Below are 26,157 nucleotides of genomic sequence, written 5' to 3'. Positions count from 1 at the left end.
TTATTTTTCTCCGTTTATGTCGTTGTTGTGTTGGCACTTTGAATTGGAGGCAGTTTTCACTACTTCAACAGCTTGCCCATCCAGTGCTTGTTTTGAAACGCCAGAGCTAGCCTGGCTTTTAGAGGGACAGGACACTTCTGCAGGTGTTGAAAAGTGCGAAGTTACTTTACTGGTCACGAGCTGTGCCCCAAGCATACCGCCAATAGTAACCCAAGAACCGTTAACGTTAATTAATCCGCGATGATCCATCGTAGGCGCTTCAGCTTCTGTTTTCGAGATAACCCAAGTGCCTTCGGCAATATCAAAGGTCCATATGGCGTCATCTGCAGTTGAAGGCTCGCCGTTATAGCCAATGCCATTATAATTGTACGGATTAGTCGAGCCGCCAACAAAATAGATTTTATTGGTGGCCTTATCGCCCGCTGCCGCCATGCGATAGCGCGCAGTACCCGTTGGATGGTCAAGTGTACGCCAATCAATTTTAAAAGGGTTTTGCTTATCAATTACGCCTTTAAAGCAGGCAGTTTCTGCAGCAAAGCTACGGCGTTTATCACTGTGAGGTGTTACTGAAACGCCGTCACAAATTACAACAGTGTTATTAACGATGCCGCCAGCTTGCCCGAATACCGGATTGCCAAGAAAAGGGCTCGCCTGTTGCCATTGGCCGGTTTGCGTATCGTAAACCTGCACAAGGTTTACGTTGCCATCGTTGTGCCAGCCTGAAACTAAGTAAACGTAGCGGTCTTGGTAAACAAGTGCACTTGCATCATCAACAGGCACAGGCATAGGCGCCAAAAGCGTATATTTCCCAGTTACAGGAGCGTATTTATAAACATCTGGGGTACTAATTTCATTGTGATCTTTATCAACCGTGTAACCGCCAAAAATATAAACGCTGTCATTAACGCCCACTGCTACGGAAGCCAAACGGCCTTTTAGTGCAAGACTTGATGGAACTGGGGGAAGGGCTTGCCATTGCGAAGGTTTATCATTGTTGTTAACCACAAGCTGCCAAGCCCGGTTGTGCACATCGTTATGGGTTTTGCCGTTGCCCAGCCCCATAAAACTGAACACATATAGCTTCTTATCAATCGTGACGGTAGCAACAGCGTTATTTGCTACCGGTTCGGGCAAAGGGGGAAGGTCACTTGGCGTAACTGCTACGTTAGCCATTACATAAGAAGCTGACATGAGAAAAGTCAGGAAAAACACTTTAGGAGTAATAATTTGGGCTATGTTTCTTAGTTTTTTCAATAGCACGGCAATCTTCAGTCTTTTTGTTTAAATCACAAATGTTAGGGTACGTATTCTACCTTTCACGCCATTGTTTTTCTGCAAAAGTTTACAATTACGCTATTTGAAGGTTTTGTGAAGGTCTAAATAAACGCTGGTCATTACCCAGTATATTCGTGCTACATTGGAATGATTAACTAAACAAAGACGGTAATAACGAATGATAAGGGCAGTGGGAAAGCTGTCTGCTTAAAACAAGAAGGCCAATGCCAACCAGATTCTTAAGTGAGCAGGGGCTCTAATAGTTTGATGTTGCTGTAAGAAGCTTTCACGGTAATTAAAGATTTCTACATCAAGGGCTTTCAGGTCACAGGTCAAGAACTTACGCTGAACGCCATATGTTCAGCTTGTTTTAGCAAAGCAATTGGCAGAGCAGACCACTTTACCATTCAAAATCGTTACCATAAGCCGCAACAACGCAAAGGGTAAACTATGAGAAGAGCAGTTATCACCGGTCTTGGTATCGTATCAAGCATCGGCGTAAATAAAGAAGACGTACTTGCTTCACTTAAAGCGGGTAAGTCTGGAATTACATTTTCAGAACAGTTCGCCGAAATGGGCCTTCGCAGCCAAGTTTGGGGCGACATCGACATCGATTTGAAAGACCATATTGACCGTAAAGCTATGCGCTTTATGGGCGATGCGGCAGGCTACGCATATGTAGCGATGCAACAAGCCATTGCAGACTCTGGTTTAGAAGAAAGCGACATTTCAAACGAGCGCACGGGTATTATCGCAGGCTCAGGTGGCGCGTCTTCTGAAAACCAAGTGCTTTCTGCAGATATTCTTCGCGAAAAGGGCGTTAAACGTGTTGGTCCATACATGGTTCCTCGCTGTATGGCGTCTACGGTATCAGCTTGTTTAGCCACACCGTTTAAAATTCGCGGCGTGAATTATTCAATTGCCTCGGCGTGTGCAACCAGCGCCCACTGTATTGGTAATGCGCTAGAGCTTATTCAACTAGGTAAGCAAGACGTAGTATTCGCAGGTGGCGGTGAAGAGCTACATTGGTCACTATCAAGCCAGTTTGACGCTATGGGCGCACTAAGCTCTAAATATAACGACAATCCAGCCGTGGCATCACGTACTTATGACGCAGCACGCGACGGCTTTGTAAGTTCTGGCGGCGGCGGTATGGTTGTTGTTGAAGAACTTGAGCACGCCCTTGCTCGCGGCGCAAAAATCTACGGCGAAGTTGTAGGTTACGGCGCTACATCAGACGGTTTCGACATGGTTGCACCGTCGGGTGAAGGCGCAATTCGCTGTATGAAGATGGCAATGCAAAATATCGATGCGCCTATCGATTACTTGAATACTCACGGCACATCAACGCCAGTAGGTGACGTGAAAGAACTTGCGGCGATTCAAGAAGTGTTTGGTCAAGCGGGCGTACCTATTAGTGCAACCAAGTCACTGACAGGTCACGCACTAGGTGCAGCGGGTGTAAACGAAGCTATTTACAGCTTGTTGATGATGGAAAATAACTTTATCGCGCCATCAATTAACATCGACACGCTAGACGACGCGGCACAAGGGCTAGACATTGTTACCCAGACACGTGAAGCAACGTTAAACACTATTATGTCTAACAGCTTTGGCTTCGGCGGCACTAACGCAACGTTAGTAATGCAGCGTTACAACGGTTAATCAAAACCGCTTGAACCAGTAAGCTTTTTTAGCTTCAGTTAAGAAGTTTCAATAAAGACAAAAGGGCGTAAACCTGAGCACCGTGGGTGTTTGTGTTTATGCCCTTTTTTGTTGCCATTTTTCTATGAAAAGTGCCTAGGTATTATAGAGAAGACAATACCAATTACTTTTTAATTCTCTATTTAAGCTAACGCATCGGTCAGCTTGAATATTAATAGGTACATTTATATAGTGAGCAATAAATCAATTCAAAAAAGATAGGAAATCATGAATGTAGCAGGGAAGTTTTTGTTTGGCTTATTCTTATCATTTTGTTTTTCAAGTTCGATATTAGCGCAACAGCTTACTTTAGAAGAGCATGTGTTAAATTCAAAAGTACTTAACGAAGAACAGAAAATAAGTGTTTACCTTCCTGAGAAGTATGGAGAAGATCCCACTCACAGATACCCAGTAATATATGCTTTGGACGGCAAGTATTATAAACAAATGGTAAGTGCGGTAATTGCACGCTTTTATGATGACTGGCTAATTCCTGAGACTATTGTGGTTACTATAGATAATGAAAACCGCATCAGAGATTATACACCTACTCCACACGCAACAGCTGATGTACTTAGCGGTAAAGCAGATGTTTTCCTAGACTATATCGAAAAAGAGCTTATCCCTTTTGTAGACAGTAATTATCAGACTTCTGAATTTAGAATTTTCGAAGGTCACTCTCTTGGAGGATTACTTTCGTTATATGCCGTTCAAGCTCGGCCTGAACTCTTTACAGCGCATTATGCTTTCAGCCCATCCCTTCACTGGGGAGATAATAAAACAGTAGAAAAAATTATTACTTACCTTTCATCTCGTAAATCCTTAAAGCAATTCATATATATGAATTTAGGTAATGAAATAGTGAAAAGTGAGTATGAACCAAATAACACAATGGGCGCTTCTTTTTTAAGGTTACAAACCTTTTTCAAAGAACACAGTGTTCCAGGATTAAGAGTGAAAAGTGAAATTTTAAAAAACCTTCCCCATGCTGCAACGAATATATCCGGTTTGGTTAATGCAACTAACGAACTCTACAGGTACTGGGTTTTACCATTTGATGCAATTGAAGGAGGGCCTGAAGCCATTTCTGAACACTACGAAAAGCTATCTTCCGACCTTTACCAAGAAATTAAACCTCGTAAGGGGTCAATTAACTTCGCCGCAGACTACATGACCAATGGTGTTCACTCTCCAGAGAAAGGTATGAAGTTATTAAAATACAATGCATCATTATATCCAGACTCTGCGTGGGTTATTTTTAATTTAGCCAAAGGCTACGAGCAACGTGAGCAGGTGGACCTTGCAAAAAAATACGGACAAGAAGCTTTGAATTTGATAAATCAAGATGACGAAGAGTTAAAATCTTCAATTGCTAGTTTTCTAGATGCTCTATGATCCTAGATGACCCAACCGTTTGGTATATGTGATGGAAGATACTTCAATTACGGTTATCTCATGTCGTTACCATTGCTAAACACCATGTTTGTCTGTAGTTGCCAGAAAAGACTATTCTTCGGCTGCGTACATTTACCCGTCACTCAAGCTGCCTGTGATAATTTTGGCTTTTGTCTTCTCTAAATTAAAAAATGCTGATGTTTAACCAAGTCTGGTGTAATATTGCACCAGATAAGATTTATTGGAGTAAATGTCATGCCTCGTCAAAGTATCACTCTGACTGAAAAAAATGATGCGTGGCTCAAAAGTCATATTGAAGATACGCGAGAATATGCAAACAAAAGTGAACTCGTGAATGATTTAATTCGCCGGGCCAGACGCGCTGAGGAAATAAATCAAAAGCTCGTCAGTGCAGAGAGAAGCGGATTCATTGAACAATCGCCTGAAGATATGCTGAAAGAATTTAAGGCTGAATTAAAAAGATAAATGGAAAGCTACAAGTTATCGCTGAATGCCAAAGAGGATCTCAGGCGTATCTATACATATGGATTTGTAGAATTTGGCGAACTCCAAGCAGATAAGTATTTCGAAGGTTTTTTTCAGACATTTGAAAAAATTGCAAGTAATCCATCCGCATACCAATCAGTTGACCATATTCGACAGGGGTATAGACGCTGCGCTTATGGCTCAGACAGTATTTACTATCGATACAATGGTATTGAAGTTGAGATAATGGCAATTCTGGGTGGGCAAGACATCGTTGAATGGCTCTAAATCAAGCCAACAAACAAAACTCGGTGTCCGCTCCTTGTCTTAAGCAGACCTTAAAGACGGAAACGAAGTTGCACCGCTCAACACATTACGCCACGTACAAATCCATATCTGACTAAGTAAAACCCTAAACTCACCCTAATATTAATAGAGGGCTACTGTGTTATTACTAAGTTTTCGGAAAATAACTACAAGGCATTCCACAGCGGAATTCTAGTATTAGTTAAAGTTTTTCAGCTAACTTTTGAATTGCTCCAACAACTATTTCTGGCTGCCTTTTGTGAATAGAATGCTGACGTTCCCCTGAAAAAATGATTGTGCTATTGGTAGAGCGAGTGGCAATGTCTTCCTGCAAAGTCGCCCATACCAAATCTCTGGTTTTTGTATTATCGATTTCAGAAGACGCTTTATTTCGCGCAACAACCACCAAAGGCAAATTGCCAAAGTTAGGCGTTAATTCATTTAATTCACTAAGGCTTCTTGGAAAGTATTCGGCTTCATCTAAGCTGGTATATTGATGTTTGGTTGTACTTTTTTTAGCTTTTTCTTCTGGATTAGTGTTGGAAAGGTACAATCTGGGAATACCGACAGGGGCTGCCCACATTCCAAATTTGAAAAGGTATTTTTGAAGATAATTCGTTTGAGGCATTTTATTTATCTGATCTTCATGGGCAGAGTCTACCAACACCAAAGCGGCTATATATTCAGGATAGGTAAGGGCATAGCGCTGCATGTTAACCCCACCAAATGAATGGCCTACAAGGATAATTGGTCCAGAAATATCTTTGTCTTTCAGAACCGAGTGAAGTTCAGCGACAATGACTTTACTGTCTCTATCGTGCGGGCTTTCCTCACTCCACCCAAGTCCAGCTCTGTCATAGGTAATAACCCGAGAAAACTGTGAGACTTCCTCTACTACTTTGTTCCAGACTGATGAGTCATCACCCATACCAGCATCAAAAATTACGGTAACTTTTCCTGTTCCAATGTCCTCGACATACAGGCTATAGCCACCGACATCTATCATTTCTCCACACTTATCAAAAGAGGTGGAATCGACATAGGTTGAATATGACTGAAATACAAAACCGACCAATAAAAGCAAAACTATGCTGACAGATAAAATTTTCAATGCGAATTTTCCTTTTCTTTGCGTTTCCATGACTTTAATAATATTTCACAAGTTCTTCAGCAATTTAGCTAGTTATTTCGGTTAAATAAACTGATAACGACTAAACAAGGTATCTGGCTCGGGAATAGTGATTTTCCCGTAATGCCGTTTTACCAAACCTTCTTGTTGAAGTTCACCTAATAACTGGTTCACCGTTTGCCTACTGCTATTTATCATTTGCGCTAAAGACTCTTGCGAAAGCGTAAGTGTAATCGCGTTGTGTTTGGGCAAATGCTGACCGTAACTGGTGGTAAGCATTAAAAGCCGTTTTACGAGCTGGTGCTTAAGGCTAAGCCCTGCGCTTGAGTCAATAAACTGAAAAGCGCTGCGCACTCGCGTGCATAAAAGGCGAGTAAAATGCGGGTAGAGTTCAGGATATTGCTCAAGCAGTGCTTTAAACGCGTTCTTTTGAATAATCGCCACCGTGCAATTTGTCTCGCAGAAGTTGTCGTGAGTACGAGGGAGGTCGTCAAACATCGATATCTCACCAAACCAGGTGCCGGGGCCCAGTAGCGCAAATAGCATTTCTCGACCATCCACGCCCACAGTGACAACTCTTAAACGGCCTTCGCATACGCCATAAAAACCGACACCGTCTTCACCTTTGGCATGCAGTTGCTGCCCGGCTTTTAAGTGTTTTAGACGCATCTTGTCGAACATAACTTCCTGCAAATAGGGTGGAAGCGCGCTAAACCAAGTAGAGCTGGCGAGAACAGGTTTAAATTTTTCCATTTAACAAATTTCTTACAATGTCGTATATCCGACAGTGTATAGCAATTACTGCGCGTAATGTAGGCGGTAAGAGAAAGTAAGTGGAAGTTTCATTGAAACGTTCAAGGTATCGAGCCTTCCACCTAGGGCACCCGCCTCAAATGAAATTAATTTGTACGTTAAAAGAGTAAAGCTATGACAGATTCAGTAAAGTCGAAAGTTAGCAGTGAAGAATGGCAAACCCGTGTTGATCTAGCCGCATGTTATCGTGCAGTCGCTATGTATGGTTGGGACGACCTTATTTTTACTCACATTTCTGCTCGTGTTCCTGGGCCTGACCACCATTTCTTGATTAATCCCTACGGTTTAATGTTTGATGAAGTTACTGCATCAAGCTTGGTTAAAGTTGATCTTCACGGTAACAAAGTAATGGAAAGTGAATACGACATTAACCCAGCAGGTTTTACTATTCATAGCGCTGTTCATGAGGCTAGAGACGATGCCAAATGTGTGTTGCATTTGCACACAGCAGAAGGTGTGGCGGTATCCATTTTAGAAGAAGGGTTGCAGCCATACTCGCAGCAATCGCTTTTTCCGCTGGCGTCGCTTTCCTATCATGCCTACGAAGGCGTGGCGTTGAATCCAGAAGAAAAAGTGCGATTGGTTCGCGACCTTGGCGATACCCAATTTATGATTTTGCGCAATCACGGGCTTTTAACCTGTGCAGACAATATTCCCGATGCCTTTTTGTTTATGTTTATCATGCAGCGCGCCTGTGAAATTCAGTTAAAAGCGCAGGCCACAGGCAAGCCGCTTATTCCAATTCATTCGGCAATTCTAGATGGCATTCGTACTCAAGCCGATCAAGTCACTCGGCAGGCTGGTGGTTCGTTAGCATGGCCGGGTATTAAACGACGCGTTGAACGCCGTTTCCCTGGTTACGACAAGTAACTATTTAAAGTTAACGTTATCCAATACCACGTTCGCAAAGGATGAAGTGGACAAAAAACGTGAGCTAAAGCGGTTTGCTCTAAGCGTTCCCGTTTTAAAGGATTGTATGAACTTCGGCCGTCTCTTTAATGTTGCGGCCAAACGTGCATCAAAATAACGTAAATTAAACGAATCACCGATAAGATAAATCAAGGGCGCTGGGTTACTAAAAGCCTAAGTTAAGGTACACTTAGCGCCATGAAAATACTTCTTGAAGATACCATTCCGTTTGGCACCGATTACCTTAATAGCGTAGGTGAGATTGAAACCTATGCGTGGCAATCTCTTGTGCCTGAAATGCTGCGCGATGTAGATATTCTTGCGCTACGTTCTACCACCAAGGTTACCCCTGAACTGCTAACCAAGGCTAGCAAGCTCAAGTTTGTTACTACGGCAACGGCGGGGACCAATCATCTAGATAAAACGCATTTAGATAGCGTGGGAATTATGCATAGCAGTGCAGCAGGCTGTAATGCCGTAGCGGTTGCCGAGTACGTGTTGAGTGTTTTGCTGCACGCGCAAAAAGCCCAAAAGCTCGATTTATATAATGCGACAGTGGGAATAGTAGGTGCTGGTAATGTGGGAACTGCATTATCAAGAATTTTAATGGCAATTGGCGTTAAACACTGTCTGTATGACCCACCGCTACAGCAAGCGCTAGCAAAATCTGGTAAGAAGGAGCATAACGGTCAGTCATTTGTAGACTTAGCGCAAATAGCAAAGTGCGATGTTATCTCGCTTCACGTGCCTTTTATTAAAGGCGGCGAATATCCTACATATCAGATGATAGACGAAGCGTTTCTGGAAGGATTAACGTCAAACCAGCTGCTTATAAATGCATGCCGGGGTGAGGTTATTGATGAAGTGGCACTACTTAGTGTACTTCGAGGTGAAAAACCGCCAACGGTGGTACTCGACGTATTCGACAATGAGCCCGCCATAAATACAGCATTATTTGACTATGTTTGGTTCGTTACACCACATATTGCGGGGCACTCTGTAGAAGGCAAAGTGCGCGGTACGCAAATGATTTACGAGCAAATTTGTGACGTAGTGGGCAAAGCCCCAGACAAAGTGCTTAGCGACTTTTTAGAGAAAACCAATCCGATCAAAGTTGCGTTAAATTCGCCTGAGGCGGTGCGGTTGTCCGTTGAGGATCTCATTGCCGTATTCCACAATGTGTATGATGTAGCTATTGACGATGAGATAACGCGAAACGCGTTTGCGTCAGGCCATAATGAAACGCCAGAGACACACATAGCAAATACGTTCTCTACATTGCGCAAGCAATACAGAGTGCGTCGCGAGTGCAGCGCCTATGCGTTACACTTGCCAAAAAACACCAGTAAGCAAATCCAAGACACATTCACCAAACTGGGCTTTCACGTAAGTCTGGTTTAGTTATTTTAATATTAGGAGCATAAAGCATTATGTCGCAAGCGTTTGACGTAGCGGTACTTGGCGCCACAGGTCTAGTGGGCCAAACCATGATTGAACTATTAGAAGAGCGAGACTTTCCGGTAAACCGTTTGTATCCGCTTGCCAGTAAACGTTCAGCAGGTAGTACCGTATCGTTTAAAGGCGAAGACATTGAAGTATTAGATGCTGATGATTTCGACTGGTCATTAGTGCAATTTGGCTTTTTCTCAGCCGGTGGCAGCATTTCCGCAAAATTTGCGCCGTTAGCTGCAGAGGAAGGCTGCATTGTTATCGACAATACTTCAGAGTTTCGTTACGAGCCAGATATCCCACTTGTGGTGCCAGAAGTTAACGCCCATGCACTGGCAGAGTTTCGCAATAGAAATATTATTGCGAACCCAAATTGCTCAACCATTCAAATGTTGGTTGCACTTAAACCTATTCAAGACGCGGTTGGTATTGACCGTATTAACGTGTGCACATATCAGTCAGTTTCTGGTGCAGGTAAAGAAGCCATGGAAGAGCTGGCTAAACAAACCGCAGGTTTGCTAAACGCACGTGAAGTAAAGCCAGAATCGTTTAGTCGCCAAATTGCCTTTAACGTTATCCCTCAAATCGACGTATTCCAAGACAACGATTACACCAAAGAAGAAATGAAAATGCTGTGGGAAACCCAAAAAATCATGGGCGATCAAAGTATTTTGGTAAACGCGACGGCTGTGCGCGTGCCGGTTTTCTACGGTCATGCTGAAGCCATTCACTTAGAAACACGTTCGCCAATAGATGCGCAGCATGTTAAAGAGCTTCTTGCCGATGCGCCAGGCGTAACAGTTTACGACGGTAATGAGCAATTCCCAACGCAAGTAAGCAGCGCTAGTGGCAACGACATTGTGCATGTGGGGCGTATCAGGAATGATATTACTCATCCTTGTGGTTTAAATTTGTGGGTGGTGTCAGACAACATTCGCAAGGGTGCAGCGACAAACAGCATTCAAATTGCTGAGACACTCATTCGCGACTACTTGTAAGTGTTTTACAGAGCATCGACCTCTGTTTAATCGGATAAGCACAGGAAAAGGTAAACATTTTTCTGTGCTTGCCGATACGCAATGAAAGGGCAATATCTGCTGCAATTGAAAAAGCATTTAATGCAATGAAGCGGCGGTATTCAATGAAATAGAAAGACAGTGCTTGATACTACTTTCGACGGCTTTTAGTGAAAATTTGAGCATTAGAGTGCTCCAATACTACTGTCTAACTAGATCACCCTTAATAACTGGTTTATAGTTTGTAAAGTTAGGAATAGAACAACGTTAAAAACAATACTCAGTCAGACACTTAGGCGAAGGGTAAGAACTCTAAAAAGCGCAAATAAATCTTACTGCTAAGTTCATAAAGACTGTAAAACGCTAGCTTGATTATTAATGGTTTCAAGGTGGCTTAAGAATAAAAATAAAAGCCAATATTTTCTTCCGTACTGATTGGCTAGAAAATCCGCCCATACGTCTCGGGTGGTAAAGACGCTTGAGGGCATATAGGACTGCTATGAAATTGCATTTGACGGGCTTACTTTTACTAACACTTTGTTTGTCTGGCCCTATCATCACTGTTGATGCACAAGAACGCGCTACCTTCTTAAAAGGTCCCAAAGACGCAACTGACCAGTATTCAGGCCTAGAATATGGCCCTATCGACGCCAACGATACCCTATGGCGTATTGCTGAGCGCTATCGCCAAAATAATAACCTGAGCGTATATCAGGTTATGACCGCCATTTACGAGCTCAATCCAAACGCCTTTGAAAACGGCAATTTAAATTTATTAGTTGATGGTGCGGTATTAAAGCTACCATCAGAACGCTATATTGCCAGAATTGATAAGCAAAAAGCCCAGATGCGCGCTGAGCAGGATGATAGGGCATTTGCTGAAATGCTTAATAAGCCCGGCAGTAGCGTAAGAAATATCAAGCCTGCATCGCCTTTAGTCAATCAACAAGATTTAACGCAAACCCAAACTGATATTGAGCAGAAAATCACTCGCTTAGATCAGGAGCAAACCCGACAATTTGACGAACTGCGTATGCAGTTTGCAGCCTCACTGGAAAATGTTGAAGCGATTCTTAACGAAAACAGACGTTTGTACGAGCGTGTTGAGGCCGTTAATGGCGAGCTAGAAACCTTGCGTGGACAAGTGGAAGGTGATGTTAAAAGCCAACTAGATATGCAAGTGGCGCTTCAGCAAGAATTGCTCGACATGATCAAGGCCGAGCAAGCGCAGCGCGAAGCAGAAAAGCAGTCTTCGTTTTTAAGCGCACTTATCAGCCCTTTGAGTCTAATTATAGGCTCTGCAATTCTGTCACTATTGTTAGTAGGTGGCCTTATCATGTGGTTGCTCAAACGCAACAGTAAGCCTGACGAAGCGCCTGTAGCTGGACCTACGATTACAGCCGATAACGATGAAGTGCCGGTACCTGATTCTGACATTGGCGATCTTTCAAGTGCATTGGCCCCTGACTTTGATGATAAAGCAGAGTTGTCAGATGATGACTTGTTTAATGATGACGACCTACTTGATGACGTACTTACCTCAGATTTAGAAGAAAGCCTAGATGACGAACTAGAAACCTTCGCCGACCTTGAAGACGACATGTTGGTGCCAGACGATGGCAGTGATGACTTGTTTGAAGCTGGCGATGATGAGCTTGATCAAAGTGAACTAGATAGTCTGTTTGATGACGATGACCTGTCAGATAAAGTATTAAACGAAAACGACGCAGACGACCTTGAAGGCTTTGACCTGTCAGGGGATGACGACATCTTTGATGAAGATACAGATGAAGATAGTGTTCAAGACGCTGCGGATACTGATGCGGCGGCATCTTCGGATGACGATGATTTTGACATAGATGACTTGCTCGATGATGTTCAAAGCCAAGATACATTAGAGCCTAAAAGTGACGAACTAGATGAGTCGGGCGATGTAGATCCTGACGATATTCTTGCTGAGGTAAACGGAACTGCGGAATCTGACAATGTCGATGAAGACGATATTGATGCGTTGCTAGCCAGCTCGGTAGACAGTTTATCTGAAGGTGACGAAGAGACAGAAAGTGTTTCATCTTTGCCAACGGTAGAGGATGAAGACGATAAGCCTGAGATCAGCATTGATGATTTACTTGAAGAGCACGGCGTTGATGCAGGCCTTACTGATGAGCTAGACAGCAATGACGACCTTATCAATGAGGATATGCTGAGCAAGCTTGACGACGAGATAAATCAGCAAAATAGAGAAATTGATAAAATCACCGACGATTTGCTAAATGAGATTGAGCAAATTGAAATGATGGGTGGTTTAGGTGAAGAAGATGACGATGACCTTGAAGAAGAGATAACAACCTCTTCGCCGTCGCCTTCTCCTCAGTCTATTCAAAGTCTTGATGCCCTTACTGATGATTTAGATGAGATCATCACCGACGAGATAGAAACGGATGCAGACTTTAGTGATCCTCTTTCTGACGAGCTTATCGCAGAGCTACAGGCGGAAGACGGCCTTGGTGAAGAGCCTTCAGCGGCTCAAGCGCATATAGAGGGTGAAGACGATTCAGCTGATGAAAGCGCGTCTGGCGAGTTGCCTCCTCAAACCGACGATGAAGGTGATTTCGACGACCCGTTTACCGACGAACTACTCGCAGAACTCGAAGCAGAGTTGGAAGATGAGCCTGATGTTAGTCCAGAACCTCACGATGAAGACGTAGACCTCGAAGCGCTTGAAAACGATGAGGAAGCTGAAAGCGAAGATGATTTTAGCGACCCGCTAACCGACGAGTTGCTTGCTGAACTTGAAGCTGAAGAATCTAAAAGTAGTGAAGATGTAGATTTGCTCACAGACGAGCTGCTTTCTGAGCTTGAGTCTGAAATAGAACCTGAAGATGAGGCAGACGCAGAGTTCGAACAGGAAGCCGAGGCTGAGTCAGAACCAGAAACGAAAGCTGAAGTTGAGCCGGGGGCTGAACCAGAGTTTGGTACCGAAGTTGAGTCACAACAAGACACTGAGATTGAACCTGAATTAGAAGCGGAACTTGAGTCTGAGCCAGAGCCAGAATCAGAGCTAGAATTTGAAGCGGAGTCTGAGCTTGAATCTGAATTAGAACAGGATTTCGATTCGGAATCAGAACAAGACCTCGAGTCAGAGGATAAAGTTGAACCTGAGCCTGTAGCCGACTCGGAGAGTAAAGCAGAACTAGAGTCAGAACTAGGTACTGAAGTCGAACCCGAGCAAGAATCTGAGATTGAGCCTGAACTAGAAGCTGAACTTGAATCTGAGCCAGAGCCAGAATCAGAGCTAGAATTTGAAGCGGAGTCTGAGCTTGAATCTGAATTAGAACAGGATTTCGATTCGGAATTAGAACAAGACCTCGAGTCAGAAGAAAAAGTTGAACCTGAGCCTGAAGCCGACGCTGAAAATGAAGCAGAACTAGAGGCGGAAACCGAGGTAGAATTAGAGCCACAGCCAGAGTTAGGCACTGAAGTTGAACCCGAGCAAGAATCTGAGATTGAGCTTGAATTAGAAGCGGAACTTGAGTCTGAGCCAGAGCCGGAATCAGAGCTGGAGTTTGAACCTGCAGCTGACTTGGAAGATGAAGTAGAGCTAGAACCTGAAGCCGAGGCAGAACTAGAGCCAGAAACAGACGTAGAGCCAGATCTCGAAGCTGTCGATGAAGACGCTGAAGAAAAGGCAGGGCAAACGTCAGACGACCCACTGGATGACGCTATTGAAGCGTTTGAAAGACAAATGATGGATGATATTCCTTCATTCAGTCAGATGGATACGGAAGAGCCTTCAGCGCAGGAAAAGCCATCAGCGCCAACAGAACCAGCGGAAGATGCTTCAGTAGAAGAAAGTGATGAATACGACGACAGCCTGTTAAACGCTGCGTATGACGAAGTAGAAAGCTTTGAATTAGAGCAAGAAATTGATGGTGTAGTAGATGGTGAAGATGAAGGTGACGAAATATCTTCAAAATCTAGTGCTGCTGAAGAATCGAGTTCACTTGAAAAACCTGATTCAAACCAAGGTGATTCAGATAAGGATGACAAAGAAGACTTTAACGAACTTGACGATGTTCCAGGCCTTGACGACTGGCTGTCTGCTTCCGATGACCAAGATAACGTAGACGACAACGAGATTCTGGACGACCTTGACAGTGCGGAGTTCGACGAGCTCCTTCAAAGTCTTGAATCAGACTCAATTGCCGATACGAGCGAAATAGAAAGTGAAAACGGTCAGGATCCAGAAGCATCTTCAGCAGAGAGTGAAGAAACTTTTGAACTTGAGCAAGAAGATGATGAAGCCACATTCGAGTTAGAAGGGAGTGACGACAACCTTGGATTCAACGAAAGCGATGACACGTTTGAACTAGACGAAGAAGATGAAACCTTTGAGCTAGACGAAGATGGCGCTTTTGAGTCTGAGCAAGAAGACGACGATGATACTTTCGCCCTTGAAGAAGATGATTCGGAACTTGCATTAGACGACCTTCAAATTCCCGATGATGTGGAATTGGATATTGCCACACCAACTGAAATAGAAGAGGACGAACAAAGTGCAAAAGCCGCTGAGACTGAAAAGGCTCAAGAGGACGACCTTAAACTCGATAATCCAGATTTAGATCTCGCCGCCTTACTTAGTGATGTCGACAGTGAAAGCGACGCCCAAACACCACCAGAGGACTTCCTTGATGTAGAGGCGCTGATGGACGATGGCGATGATGCAGACGCTATTGACCCAGATAGCCAAGCGCTAGATCTCGATGTAAGTTTATCTGACTTTACGGGCGTGTCGGATGAAGATACGGTGATTGATATAGACAAAGACGCAGGGCAGAACGCTAACCTGGACTTAGCTCGCGCTTATATTGAAATGGATGATGCAGACGCTGCAAAAGAGTTACTTGAAGAAGTAATGAAAGAAGGTAGCGAGGAACAAAAGCAGGAAGCCGCATCGATTTTAGCGAATATTGCTTAAGTAGTTTGCTCTTATGCGCATAACCGCGCTCTCGTTTGAGATTTTGAACGGCCAGTATATTTACAAGATATACAGGCCGTTTTTTCTTTAGGCGATGTACATTCATTTTCTAAAACGCAAAAGAGTTTTGGGTATTAGCAGCATTGCATGTTGCAAGCGACATGACTACACTTAGCGCCTTTTCAGAAACGGGGTAGAACAGATATGGGGCGAATTGCCTTAGGGATTGAATACGACGGTGCTGCTGTATACGGTTGGCAACGCCAGCGCGAAGTACCAAGTGTTCAAGAGCATCTTGAAAAGGCACTATCAACAGTAGCCAATGAACCCATTGAAGTGCAATGTGCCGGACGCACCGATGCTGGTGTGCACGCGACTGGGCAAGTGGTCCACTTCAGTTGTGATGCGCCACGTTCAGAGCGCGCGTGGACGCTTGGGGTTAATGCAAACCTGCCTAATTCTGTTGCCGTAACCTGGGCGAAGAACGTTAGCGATGACTTTCATGCGCGTTTTTCTGCTACCCATCGTCGCTATCGCTACGTCATTCACAATGCGAAAATGCGGCCCGCTATTCTCCATTCAGGTGTTACTCATATTCACCGCGAATTAGACGAGAAAAAAATGCATGTTGCCGCACAAGCATTGCTAGGCGAGCAAGATTTTACCTCGTTTCGCGCAGCGCTGTGCCAAAGTAAAACACCATTTCGCAACGTTACTAACGTAAGCGTATATCGCCAAGGGCGATACGTTATTATCGATATTCGCGCCAATGCTTTCTTGCATCATATGGTTCGCAATATCACGGGCGCGCTTGTTGAGATTGGGGCTGGGGAGCAAGATGTAAATTGGATAGCTCACCTCTTGAGCCTGAAAGATAGAAGTAAATCTGCAGCCACAGCGAAGCCAAATGGATTGTACTTGGTCGATGTCACATACCCAGACGAGCACGGTTTGCCTAAACCGCCGTTAGGACCGCTTTTCCTTCCTGAAGTATAAGCTTATCGTTACTCGCCCAACGTAACTCACGCCTGAGTTAGCTGCTAATTTGATGGTAGTTAACTTAGGTAAAATCTAATGCCCCCCTCTTAAATCACCACTAGGCAACTTCTAAGACCAGTTTTGTTTTTTCCATTTCGTTGTATTGTGGTCTAATAGCGCGCTATATTAGGTAGCTGTTCTATTGTGTTACGTAATTTTTTCTTTGTAATACAGTATGAAACTTAAAAATTTAATGCGTTGCTGACCACAAGTATGAATAAACATTAATCGTCATGGTCGGCAAACAAAAAACAAAGGATTCAATTTCCATGAGCTGGATTCAAAAAATTCTTCCTCGCACGCAAACATCAACCAAAGGTAACGTACCAGAAGGTATCTGGACAAAGTGTGGTTCATGCCAAGCAGTGCTGTATAAGAGCGAACTGGAAAAACTTCAGGAAGTTTGCCCTAAGTGTGACCATCACATGCGTATTACGGCACGCCGCCGTATCGACGCGTTCTTAGATGAAGGTGATCGCGTTGAGTTAGGTGCAGAACACGAGCCGCAAGACGTACTTAAATTTAAAGACTCTAAACGTTATAAAGATCGCATTGTCGCCGCACAAAAGGCGACAAACGAAAAAGACGCACTAGTGGTAATGCAGGGAAAGCTAAAAGGTATGCCGGTAGTGGTTGCGTGTTTTGAGTTTGCGTTTATGGGCGGCTCAATGGCATCGGTTGTAGGCGCTCGCTTCGTTGCTGCTGTTAATGCATGTTTAGAAAACGATATGCCGCTTATTTGCTTTAGTGCAAGTGGTGGTGCACGTATGCAAGAAGCATTGATGTCGCTAATGCAAATGGCTAAAACATCTGCTGCTCTGGCTAAAATGAGCAAGAAAGGCCTGCCTTATATCAGCGTGCTTACCGACCCTACAATGGGCGGTGTATCTGCAAGCTTGGCAATGCTTGGTGACGTAAACGTAGCTGAGCCAAAAGCGCTTATCGGCTTCGCGGGTCCTCGCGTAATCGAACAAACAGTAAGAGAAAAGCTGCCTGAAGGTTTCCAGCGCAGTGAATTCCTTGTTGAGAAAGGTGCAATTGATATGATTGTTGACCGCAGAGATATGCGTGATAGATTACACAGCCTGTTGGTTAAGTTGCATTATAAGAATTAGTGAATAACGAAAACAATTTAAATACTGGCTCAGCGCCACACGCACAAGACGCCTCAGCGTCTTCGCCTTCGAAAAAAAGCCTGAGCCAGTGGTTATCCTACCTAGAATCTATTCATCCTAGCGCCATCGATATGGGGCTAGACAGAGTGAAAGAAGTGGCCAATGCCATGGCACTTTCACTTAGCCAGTCTTTGGTTATAACTGTTGCAGGCACAAACGGTAAAGGCACAACGTGTCGCTTACTCGAGCAGGCCATGCTATCGCAAGGTAAAAGTGTTGCGGTATACAGTTCACCCCATTTAACCGACTATAGAGAACGCGTGCGCTACAACGGCGAATTGCCGCCTGCCGATGAATTTGTAAATGCATTTGAGTTTGTTGAAAACGCGCGAAAGAACACGGGTGGTGAACCCATTACCTTAACTTACTTTGAGTTTGGTACTCTGGCTGCCATGAAAATGATGCAGTCGTGGGCTGTTGATGTGGTCATTTTTGAAGTAGGTCTGGGTGGGCGATTGGATGCCACAAACATTATTGACCCCAACCTTGCTGTTATTACAACTATCGACCTTGACCATCAAGATTGGCTTGGCAATACCCGCGAAAAAATCGCTCGAGAAAAAGCGGGGATCATGCGCAAAAACGGTAATGCAGTGGTCGGTGAGCTGTTTCCTCCATCATCGCTTTACGATGTGGCTAACGAACTACAAGCTAACGTACGTTGGGCTACACAAGATTTCGAAACAGTAGTAGCAAATGATTACAGTGAATGGAGCTGGAAAGGGAAGAGCAATAGTTATACGTCGCTACCTTATCCTAAAATACCACTTCAAAATGCAAGTACAGCACTGGCTGCGTTGGAGCTGCTAGATTTGCTGCCCGAAGAAAGCGTGGTAAGAGATATTATTGAGAACACCACTATGCCCGGGCGCCAGCAGACTATTAGTGAATCGCCCCTGGTAGTTGTTGACGTTGCCCATAATCCACAGGCTACAACAGCTATGCAAGATTGGCTGAATCGATATGATGTAAGCCAAATTCGTATTGTGGTGGGCATGCTAAAAGATAAGTCTATTGCAGAGACCTTAGCGCCATTGGCGGGACTTAATGCCAAGTGGTACGTAGCGTCAACAAGTGGTCCTCGGGGCTGCAAGGCAGAAGTACTTGAAAATGCACTTGTTAATGCCGGCACAACCATAGAGAATATAGATACGTTTCAGGACGTGACCTCGGCATATCAGCGCGCGCTTGCAGATTATCAAACTGGCGAACTTATTCTCGTTTTTGGTTCTTTCGTTACCGTAGCAGACGTGCTTGCTGAGAAAAACTAACACGCGCATTGTAGAGTAAAACCGTGTATTCAAGCAGGAGAGCACAGTGACATCGGCATTAAAGAATAGACTGGTGGGGACAATTATTGTTGTCGCCCTAGCGGTTATCTTTTTACCAGACTTTCTTGACGGCAAAAAGCAAACAAACAGAGAACCTTTTGCCTCTGTACCTGCTAACCCGCCTAAAAAGCCCATCGTAGAGCCAGAATCGTTCCCATCAGAGCGCGTAGCGAAAGCTGCGGTGCCAGCGATTGAAATTCAAGATGAAACGGCATTAGATGATGATCTGGGTCCTTCAGGCGCTGGCGAAAATAGTACTTCAGACGAAGCCACTGTTGCAAAAGCGCCAGCGGTGAAAACCTTTGAAGAAGAAGACAAGCTAGCAAGTCAAACGGTTGTTGATACGAAAAGTACTACAGCTGACGACGATGCAGGTTGGGTTATTCAGCTGGGTAGCTTCCGCCACGAGAAAAACGTAAAAGCGCTGTTAGCTAAACTAGAAAAGGCTGGATATCGCGCGTTCAGTCGCAAAATTCAAACCAGCTCCGGCCCACTTAATAAAGTATTTGTTGGCCCGGATTTAGACAAGAAGAAACTGGAATCGGCACTACCGCATTTAAAAGAGCTGACGAGCCTTAAAGGCAAGGTCACCACATTCAAAGTAGAGTAACCCATGGCGTTCACCGGGCTTGTCGGATTAAGCATAAATGGAGTGACAGGGATTGGGTATTACAGACTAGTAATATTTTTATCTTCTGTTAGAATGCGCGCCATCTCGCCAAAGGCTCGTTGCTTTTCTATTATGAGCAACATCAACGCAATAAAGAGACGATGAACTGGGTAGACTTTTCCATACTGGGTATCATTGCGGTATCTACCTTAATAAGCCTGATCAGAGGGTTTGTTAAAGAAGCCATCTCGCTAGTGGTGTGGTTTGCTGCACTCTTTATTTCAAGTAATTTCTACGCTGACCTCGCTGTTTATTTCACAGCCATTGACGATCCCTACTTAAAAAACGGTGCTGCAATAGCCGCATTGTTTGTTACCACGCTCATTTTGGGCGGCATGATCAATTACGTTATTAGCCAGCTGGTTCAGGCAACAGGTTTGTCTGGCACAGATAGGGCCCTAGGTATAGTATTTGGTGCACTGCGTGGCGTGCTTATAGTTAGCGCATTGCTCTTTTTTATGGACACCTTCACTGGCGCAGCCTCCTCAGATTGGTGGCTATCATCGGTGCTCATTCCCGAGTTTGGTGTCATCATAGAGTGGTTTTTCAGCTATGTGAAAGACTCCTCCAGTTTCTTAAATCCCGCTTGAAATAGGTAACGCACATGTGTGGTATAGTCGGAATAGTTGGTAAAACGCCCGTAGCTCAGTCACTGTACGACGGTCTAACGGTTATTCAACACCGAGGACAGGATGCCGCAGGCATTATGACTATCGACCAAAATATGTTTAATTTGCGCAAGGCAAATGGTTTGGTTCGAGACGTGTTTCATACCCGCCATATGAAAAGGTTGTCTGGCAACATGGGCATTGGTCACGTTCGCTATCCAACAGCGGGTACATCAAGCTCTGCAGAAGCGCAGCCGTTTTATGTAAACTCGCCGTTCGGTATTGCCTTTGCTCATAACGGTAATTTGACTAACGCGCATGAGTTACAAGAAGAAGTATTCCGCATTGCACGCCGCCATATCAACACCACCTCAGATTCAGAATTATTGCTTAACATTCTTGCTCATGAATTACAGCAAGTGGCGGGTTTAAGCGTAAGTGCTGAACACATTTTTGAAGTGGTAACGAAAGTTCACAAAAAGATCCGAGGTGCTTACGCAGTCGTTGCAGCCATTATCGGTCAAGGTATTGTTGCGTTTCGCGACCCGCACGGTATTCGCCCTCTTGCCCTAGGCAAGCGTATGAGTGAGTTAGGTGAGGAATGGATGGTGGCATCTGAAAGCGTGGCGCTTGATGCTGTTGGCTTCCAGTTTGTGCGCGATGTAATGCCAGGTGAAGCGGTATTCATTACCGAAGAAGGGCAGTTGCACACCAGACAGTGTGCCGAAAACCCAGTAACCTCTCCGTGTATCTTTGAGTTTGTTTACTTTGCTCGCCCAGACAGCTTTATTGACGGTATCTCAGTTTATGCATCACGCGTAAACATGGGTCGTAAGCTAGGTGAAAAAATTAAGCGCGAATGGGCGGACCTGGATATCGACGTGGTTATTCCTATTCCAGAAACGTCCATGGATGTGGCGCTTCAAATCGCGAACACACTGGATTTGCCATATCGCCAAGGCTTCGTTAAAAACCGCTACATTGGCCGTACTTTCATTATGCCTGGCCAAACTATGCGTAAAAAATCAGTACGTCGTAAGCTAAACGCAATCTCATCTGAGTTTAAAGGTAAGAGTGTACTACTTGTCGATGACTCTATCGTGCGCGGGACTACATCAGGTCAAATCATTGAAATGGCGCGAGAGTCAGGTGCGAAGAAAGTGTACTTTGCGTCAGCTGCGCCAGAAATTCGTTTCCCTAATGTGTATGGTATCGATATGCCATCGGCAAACGAACTAATTGCTTATGGTCGTGAAATCGATCAAATTGCAGAGCTCATCCAAGCAGATGGCCTTATCTTCCAAGACATTTCTGACTTGGTGGATGCAGTTCGTGAAGAGAACGAATCTATCCAGCGTTTCGAAACGTCAGTGTTTGATGGTAACTATATTACCGCGGATATCGACCAAGAGTACCTTGAGAGAATTGATATGTCGCGCGGTGAAGCGTCAAGAAAAGCGCCTGTGGTGCAAGCTGAACTTAGCAACCTTGATGTACATAATATCGATTCCGCAGATTAGTGCTAAACGATCTTTAACATAGTAAAAAGCCGCTTAAATCAGCGGCTTTTTTAATGGTTAGCTTTTTACAAGCCGTTAGTGAACAAATACCGGCCCGCCAGTAAGTCCCCATACCAATACCGAACCTGTCATTAGAATAACGAGCAATACTAATCCGCATGTCACTACCGAGCTTGAGTAAATGAACCCTTTATCTTCTGGCATATGCATCAATATTGGCACGCCAGAATAAAGTAAATATACCGAATAGCTAATACCCACTAATAGCGCCGTCATTACTACCCAAAGCTCGGGGTAAAGACCTGCAAAGCCCACCATAAATAATGGTGTAGCCGTATAGGCCGCAAGTTCCAGCGACTGAGTATATGTTGGCGTTGCATCAAACGCTTTTGCCAATTCATGAATAAGTACTGCCAAGGCGACTACACCCGCTATTAGGCCAAAGTACATACCAATGCCCATCATAATAGCGGTATTCTCGCTAAGACGTATTATGTCACCGGCACCAATACTCCAACCTGTATGAGCACTGGAGTAGTAAGCCACAACTGAAGGAATAAGTGCTATAAAAGCGATATGGGTAAGCGCGTAAAAATAGGTTTCGTGTTTAGTATCAATGGTTTGCCACTCTTCTTTAGGATGAGTGTAGATACCAATTAAATGATTTAAAATCATAAAGTCCTGCCTTGTTCACCAACGTTATTATTTTTAAGAATATTGTTGTAGGGCAGGGAGAACACACGGACTAGCCGTAAAACCAAAGATACACAACCACAGCGCAAAGCGCTAAACACTGCCGTTAACAATATGTTTACAAGGCGAGTGTGCAGCAGAATTACTAAGCCGTCAATATAAATTGATTAATTTATAGACGGATGCAAAGCGTTAACTTAACTGTGGTGCACCTGAGTGGAAACGCAATTCGTCATCGTCGCTTTCAATCAGCGACTTTTCAACGTTTCCGAAGTGGGCAACGCGCTCTGAAATATCGGTTTTGGCGATCTGCCCAGCAAGGGTGAGGTAGTCTTCAAAATGTCTGGCTTCTGAACGCAGCAATGATACATAGAACTTGCCTAAATCTTCAGAAACATACGGCGCAAGTTTGGCAAAGCGTTCGCAGGAACGTGCTTCAATGTAGGCACCACAAATAAGCTTATCGACAAGCTTTTCAGGTTCATAAGTACGTACGTGACGCAGCAAACCATTGGCGTAACGACTGGATGTTACCGACTTATATTCAAAGCCCAACTCGTGCATAATTTCTAGCACTTGGTAAAAATGATGTAGCTCCTCTTTAATCAGCATCACCATTTTATCCAGCATGTCTTTCTTAAAGGGGTCTAGCCCTTCGGTGTTAAATACGTTTTTGGAAAGGTGCTTAGTATTAAGCGATTGCCAATCGCCTTCGTGGCGGTAAGTGAAGTCTTCATAAGGTTTCAACCAGCCCAGCAATACCTTACTGGTTTCCTCATCAGCCACATAGCGGCGAAGAAGGTACATAGCAGACTGAGCTGCTTTTAGCTCGCAAATTAGGTGGTCGGTAAGGATAACGCGAAGATTTTCTTCTTTCTGTGCTTCTTCTATCCACGACTGTGGCGTCTCGCAATGTAAAAAGGCATTGACTGGTGAAAGTAGAGACGTGACTTCAGAAGTAGATATTACAGACATGTTGAAACTCAATTTTAAGTGCTACGGTTTTTCAGTTACATTTGAATTTGGCTGCTGCCAACGCTAGTCTCGGCAGTTTTGCTTTATAAGGGTACAAAATACAGCGTATCTGAATTGAGCTGCAATTTTACTTGAAACCTACAAGCCCTTACAACTTAAAATCGAGGCCAATAAATTACAAAATGAATTATCTTGCCCACCTTTTTTTAGCCCGTCCAACTGCCGACTCTCAATTCGGTAACCTACTCGGTGATTTCAGGCGAGGTGTTGACATTAAAGAGTTTGGACAAGCGGTACAGCTAGGTCTTAAAAACCACTATGAAGTGGATAAGTTCACTGATAGTCATTCCAGTGTTTTGGCAGCAAAAGCGTTATTTCATAAAAGTCGTCGGCGCTTTGCGCCTGTAGCGCTGGATATCTATTTCGATCACCTGCTCATTAAACACTGGACGTCGTTTACAACACAGGGTTTTGATGAATTCAGGGAGCGGAGTTTTGCATTGTTAGAACAGCGGTTGCCTATTATGCCAAGAACAATGCAGCATAGCGTTGGGCATATGATAACTCATGACTGGTTTGAAGATTATGCTAAGGAAGAGGGCATTGCCAAAGCGATTTCTGTTGTCGCAAAGCGAATTCGATTCGCCAACACATTTCATAAAGCTGTAGATGATATAAGTGCGAACAAAGCCGAGATTGAAGCGATATTTCTGGATTTTTTTCCTGATCTCATCATGCATATCGAAAGCAACGGACCTGAGAACATTTGAAATGCTTAACGGTGTTGCAGAAATGTATCGAAGAAATTGGTAGTTTTGTCGCTCATTGCTAAGCTGTCGTGTGAAGAGCGATATAGTAAAGCGTGCAATACAAAGACAACACAAAAACGATAACATTAACGACAGTCAAAGATAATAATGATGAATATTCAATCCTTAGTTAGAAATACATCGCCCGTATTATTACGTCTGGGTAACAATAAAAACAGAGCGCAATCGCACTCGACCCTAACATGGTTAACGGCAGCCTTAATTGCTTTTGTAAGCCTAACTTCCAGTGCTTCAGCGCAAGAAGAAAGCGCATCTGCACATGCTCGTTCAATAAAAATTGATAGCAATGTAGTGACAGAGCACGAAACTAAAATTCTAGGCAAGCGCGTAAAGTACAGTGCCACCACGGGTACTCAACCGGTTTGGAACAGTAAAGACGAAGCGGTAGCCACTTTGTTTTACACTTACTATCAGCGCACTGACCTAAAAGATAGCACTGAGCGCCCGCTTATTATTTCGTTTAACGGTGGCCCAGGCTCTGCGTCAGTGTGGATGCATGTAGCTTACACCGGCCCTCGTATTCTTAATATTGACGATGAGGGCTATCCAGTACAGCCCTATGGTGTTCAAACCAACCCTTACTCCATTTTAGATGTGGCTGACATTGTGTTTGTTAACCCAGTAAACACTGGGTACAGCCGTGTGCTGCCTAAAGCCGATGGCAGCATGCCGTCGCAAGATGAACAGCAGAAAATGTTCTTTGGTGTAAATGCCGATATTAGCTATTTGGCAGACTGGGTGAATACTTTTGTAACGCGCAATAATCGCTGGCGCTCACCTAAGTATCTTATCGGTGAAAGTTATGGCACTACGCGTGTTTCAGGGCTTGCATTAGAACTTCAAAATCGCCAATGGATGTACCTAAACGGCGTGGTACTTGTGTCGCCAACTGACATTGGTATTGAGCGCAACGGTCCAGTAAAAGCTGCAAATCGACTGCCTTACTTTGCTGCGGCGGCGTGGTATCACAACAAGCTTGAAGCTGAGTTGCAAAACAAAGATCTCACCGAGCTATTGCCTGAAGTCGAAGACTTCACCATTAACACACTTATTCCGGCTTTGGCTAAAGGGGGCTTTATTGGTGGGACTGAAAAGCGCGATGTGCTAAAGCAAATGGCGCGCTATTCTGGGTTAAGTGAAGCGTCTATTGCACAGAATAACCTAGACGTAAGCACTGCATTTTTCTGGAAAGACTTACTGCGCGACGAAGGGAAGACGCTAGGTCGTTTAGACAGCCGCTATTTGGGTATAGATGCTAAGCAAAGCGGCGACCGACCTGACTATTGGGCTGAGCTAACATCATGGCTTCATTCGTTCACGCCTGCCATTAATTACTATCTACGTGAAGAGTTAAAATACAAAACTGATATCAAATACAACATGTTTGGAAATGTGCACCCCTGGGATAGAAGTAACAACAAAACCGGAGAGAACTTGCGATTGGCAATGGCGCAAAACCCATACCTGAACGTAATGATTCAAGCTGGCTATTACGATGGTGCGACTAATTACTTTGATGCTAAATACACCATGTGGCAGCTTGATCAAAGTGGCACTTTGAAAGACCGCTTAAGCTTTAAAGGGTATCGCAGCGGACACATGATGTATTTGCGTCGCGACGATTTAAAACAGTCAAATCAAGACTTACGCGAATTTATTGAAGCAAGCACACCAAGTAAAGGTGCGCCTGCCATGTATCACCGAACGCAGAACTAAAAAACAAGGACAAGGATGTCAGTTTTCTTTACATTTAATTTACTCTTTAAGCTTTTTTCTTTGTAACATTTTGTTATTTATGAAAAAAGCTTATTTGGCTCATACTTTGCTTTGTGGCCAGCGCTAAATAATAAAAATCTT

21 protein-coding genes are annotated in these 26,157 nt (G+C 44.1%); 16 read left to right on the top strand and 5 right to left on the bottom strand.

The features are described 5' to 3' along the window. Positions 1-1,191, bottom strand: a complete 1,191-nt coding sequence (locus tag E5672_RS14970) for a Kelch repeat-containing protein (protein WP_240692246.1) — start codon at positions 1,189-1,191, stop codon at positions 1-3. Positions 1,192-1,725: 534 nt separating this feature from the next. Between E5672_RS14970 and fabB the strand changes: the two genes are divergently transcribed. The 4 genes from fabB to E5672_RS14945 all read left to right on the top strand — a co-directional run bounded on the left by fabB (position 1,726) and on the right by E5672_RS14945 (position 5,148). Continuing rightward, on the top strand, positions 1,726-2,940 hold the full coding sequence (fabB, locus tag E5672_RS14965; RefSeq protein WP_136782928.1) for a beta-ketoacyl-ACP synthase I: 1,215 nt from the start codon (positions 1,726-1,728) through the stop codon (positions 2,938-2,940). A gap of 267 nt (positions 2,941-3,207) precedes the next feature. Then, positions 3,208-4,374 (top strand): alpha/beta hydrolase, encoded by a 1,167-nt coding sequence (locus E5672_RS14960; RefSeq protein ID WP_136782927.1) that lies wholly within the window; start codon positions 3,208-3,210, stop codon positions 4,372-4,374. A 255-nt stretch (positions 4,375-4,629) separates the two neighbouring features. Next, complete coding sequence (locus E5672_RS14950; protein WP_110288631.1) at positions 4,630-4,860, top strand: ribbon-helix-helix domain-containing protein; 231 nt, start codon at positions 4,630-4,632, stop codon at positions 4,858-4,860. After that, complete coding sequence (locus E5672_RS14945; RefSeq protein WP_136782926.1) at positions 4,861-5,148, top strand: type II toxin-antitoxin system RelE/ParE family toxin; 288 nt, start codon at positions 4,861-4,863, stop codon at positions 5,146-5,148. Between the two features lie 220 nt (positions 5,149-5,368). On the opposite strand, the gene E5672_RS14940 is transcribed toward E5672_RS14945, so the two are convergent. Together E5672_RS14940 and E5672_RS14935 are read right to left on the bottom strand one after the other, a co-directional pair. Continuing rightward, the gene (locus E5672_RS14940) at positions 5,369-6,277 is read right to left on the bottom strand and encodes an alpha/beta fold hydrolase (RefSeq protein WP_161569405.1); all 909 of its coding nucleotides are present in this window, start codon (positions 6,275-6,277) and stop codon (positions 5,369-5,371) included. 81 nt (positions 6,278-6,358) lie between these two features. Next, complete coding sequence (locus tag E5672_RS14935; protein WP_136782924.1) at positions 6,359-7,048, bottom strand: Crp/Fnr family transcriptional regulator; 690 nt, start codon at positions 7,046-7,048, stop codon at positions 6,359-6,361. A gap of 174 nt (positions 7,049-7,222) precedes the next feature. Between E5672_RS14935 and E5672_RS14930 the strand changes: the two genes are divergently transcribed. The 10 genes from E5672_RS14930 to purF all read left to right on the top strand — a co-directional run bounded on the left by E5672_RS14930 (position 7,223) and on the right by purF (position 21,802). Beyond that, a complete protein-coding gene (locus E5672_RS14930; protein WP_039225270.1) occupies positions 7,223-7,978 on the top strand; it encodes a class II aldolase/adducin family protein in 756 nt (251 codons plus the stop codon). Positions 7,979-8,215: 237 nt separating this feature from the next. Further along, positions 8,216-9,418: a 4-phosphoerythronate dehydrogenase gene (locus E5672_RS14925; protein ID WP_136782923.1), complete on the top strand. Its 1,203-nt coding sequence runs from the start codon at positions 8,216-8,218 to the stop codon at positions 9,416-9,418. Between the two features lie 29 nt (positions 9,419-9,447). Next, positions 9,448-10,464 (top strand): aspartate-semialdehyde dehydrogenase, encoded by a 1,017-nt coding sequence (locus E5672_RS14920; RefSeq protein ID WP_014979671.1) that lies wholly within the window; start codon positions 9,448-9,450, stop codon positions 10,462-10,464. Between the two features lie 517 nt (positions 10,465-10,981). Beyond that, positions 10,982-15,460, top strand: coding sequence for a FimV/HubP family polar landmark protein (locus E5672_RS14915; protein WP_136782922.1), 4,479 nt, complete (start codon positions 10,982-10,984; stop codon positions 15,458-15,460). 204 nt (positions 15,461-15,664) lie between these two features. Then, the gene (gene truA / locus E5672_RS14910) at positions 15,665-16,456 is read left to right on the top strand and encodes a tRNA pseudouridine(38-40) synthase TruA (protein ID WP_136782921.1); all 792 of its coding nucleotides are present in this window, start codon (positions 15,665-15,667) and stop codon (positions 16,454-16,456) included. A gap of 311 nt (positions 16,457-16,767) precedes the next feature. Further along, a complete protein-coding gene (gene accD, locus E5672_RS14905; protein WP_136782920.1) occupies positions 16,768-17,613 on the top strand; it encodes an acetyl-CoA carboxylase, carboxyltransferase subunit beta in 846 nt (281 codons plus the stop codon). Next, positions 17,613-18,944, top strand: a complete 1,332-nt coding sequence (folC, locus tag E5672_RS14900; RefSeq protein WP_136782919.1) for a bifunctional tetrahydrofolate synthase/dihydrofolate synthase — start codon at positions 17,613-17,615, stop codon at positions 18,942-18,944. Before accD ends, folC begins: the two co-directional genes overlap by 1 nt. A 46-nt stretch (positions 18,945-18,990) precedes the next feature. Continuing rightward, positions 18,991-19,614 (top strand): SPOR domain-containing protein, encoded by a 624-nt coding sequence (locus E5672_RS14895; RefSeq protein WP_136782918.1) that lies wholly within the window; start codon positions 18,991-18,993, stop codon positions 19,612-19,614. A gap of 161 nt (positions 19,615-19,775) precedes the next feature. Continuing rightward, positions 19,776-20,264 (top strand): CvpA family protein, encoded by a 489-nt coding sequence (locus E5672_RS14890; protein WP_136782917.1) that lies wholly within the window; start codon positions 19,776-19,778, stop codon positions 20,262-20,264. A gap of 14 nt (positions 20,265-20,278) precedes the next feature. After that, a complete protein-coding gene (purF, locus tag E5672_RS14885; protein WP_136782916.1) occupies positions 20,279-21,802 on the top strand; it encodes an amidophosphoribosyltransferase in 1,524 nt (507 codons plus the stop codon). 75 nt (positions 21,803-21,877) lie between these two features. Here the strand turns inward: purF and E5672_RS14880 are convergent, their stop codons facing one another. Together E5672_RS14880 and miaE are read right to left on the bottom strand one after the other, a co-directional pair. Further along, positions 21,878-22,477, bottom strand: a complete 600-nt coding sequence (locus E5672_RS14880; protein WP_136782915.1) for a Yip1 family protein — start codon at positions 22,475-22,477, stop codon at positions 21,878-21,880. A gap of 210 nt (positions 22,478-22,687) precedes the next feature. Then, positions 22,688-23,470 (bottom strand): tRNA isopentenyl-2-thiomethyl-A-37 hydroxylase MiaE, encoded by a 783-nt coding sequence (gene miaE, locus E5672_RS14875; RefSeq protein ID WP_136782914.1) that lies wholly within the window; start codon positions 23,468-23,470, stop codon positions 22,688-22,690. Between the two features lie 182 nt (positions 23,471-23,652). Between miaE and E5672_RS14870 the strand changes: the two genes are divergently transcribed. Both E5672_RS14870 and E5672_RS14865 read left to right on the top strand, forming a co-directional pair. After that, positions 23,653-24,240 carry an acyl carrier protein phosphodiesterase gene (locus E5672_RS14870; RefSeq protein ID WP_136782913.1) on the top strand — a complete coding sequence of 196 codons (588 nt, stop codon included), beginning with the start codon at positions 23,653-23,655 and terminating at the stop codon, positions 24,238-24,240. 150 nt (positions 24,241-24,390) lie between these two features. Next, positions 24,391-26,016: a S10 family peptidase gene (locus E5672_RS14865; protein WP_136782912.1), complete on the top strand. Its 1,626-nt coding sequence runs from the start codon at positions 24,391-24,393 to the stop codon at positions 26,014-26,016. Positions 26,017-26,157 lie beyond the last annotated feature (141 nt).

Source organism: Alteromonas portus (assembly GCF_005117025.1).
GTDB classification, from domain to species: Bacteria; Pseudomonadota; Gammaproteobacteria; order Enterobacterales; family Alteromonadaceae; genus Alteromonas; species Alteromonas portus.
This window is presented reverse-complemented; position numbering and strand designations above follow the sequence as displayed.

Bases quoted from the DNA above. Each gene is read 5' to 3' on its own strand.
- E5672_RS14970 (WP_240692246.1), bottom strand. From the start codon at position 1,191: ATGTCAGCTTCTTATGTAATGGCTAACGTAGCAGTTACGCCAAGTGAC.
- fabB (WP_136782928.1), top strand. From the start codon at position 1,726: ATGAGAAGAGCAGTTATCACCGGTCTTGGTATCGTATCAAGCATCGGC.
- E5672_RS14960 (WP_136782927.1), top strand. From the start codon at position 3,208: ATGAATGTAGCAGGGAAGTTTTTGTTTGGCTTATTCTTATCATTTTGT.
- E5672_RS14950 (WP_110288631.1), top strand. From the start codon at position 4,630: ATGCCTCGTCAAAGTATCACTCTGACTGAAAAAAATGATGCGTGGCTC.
- E5672_RS14945 (WP_136782926.1), top strand. From the start codon at position 4,861: ATGGAAAGCTACAAGTTATCGCTGAATGCCAAAGAGGATCTCAGGCGT.
- E5672_RS14935 (WP_136782924.1), bottom strand. From the start codon at position 7,048: ATGGAAAAATTTAAACCTGTTCTCGCCAGCTCTACTTGGTTTAGCGCG.
- E5672_RS14930 (WP_039225270.1), top strand. From the start codon at position 7,223: ATGACAGATTCAGTAAAGTCGAAAGTTAGCAGTGAAGAATGGCAAACC.
- E5672_RS14925 (WP_136782923.1), top strand. From the start codon at position 8,216: ATGAAAATACTTCTTGAAGATACCATTCCGTTTGGCACCGATTACCTT.
- E5672_RS14920 (WP_014979671.1), top strand. From the start codon at position 9,448: ATGTCGCAAGCGTTTGACGTAGCGGTACTTGGCGCCACAGGTCTAGTG.
- E5672_RS14915 (WP_136782922.1), top strand. From the start codon at position 10,982: ATGAAATTGCATTTGACGGGCTTACTTTTACTAACACTTTGTTTGTCT.
- truA (WP_136782921.1), top strand. From the start codon at position 15,665: ATGGGGCGAATTGCCTTAGGGATTGAATACGACGGTGCTGCTGTATAC.
- accD (WP_136782920.1), top strand. From the start codon at position 16,768: ATGAGCTGGATTCAAAAAATTCTTCCTCGCACGCAAACATCAACCAAA.
- E5672_RS14890 (WP_136782917.1), top strand. From the start codon at position 19,776: ATGAACTGGGTAGACTTTTCCATACTGGGTATCATTGCGGTATCTACC.
- purF (WP_136782916.1), top strand. From the start codon at position 20,279: ATGTGTGGTATAGTCGGAATAGTTGGTAAAACGCCCGTAGCTCAGTCA.
- E5672_RS14880 (WP_136782915.1), bottom strand. From the start codon at position 22,477: ATGATTTTAAATCATTTAATTGGTATCTACACTCATCCTAAAGAAGAG.
- miaE (WP_136782914.1), bottom strand. From the start codon at position 23,470: ATGTCTGTAATATCTACTTCTGAAGTCACGTCTCTACTTTCACCAGTC.
- E5672_RS14870 (WP_136782913.1), top strand. From the start codon at position 23,653: ATGAATTATCTTGCCCACCTTTTTTTAGCCCGTCCAACTGCCGACTCT.
- E5672_RS14865 (WP_136782912.1), top strand. From the start codon at position 24,391: ATGAATATTCAATCCTTAGTTAGAAATACATCGCCCGTATTATTACGT.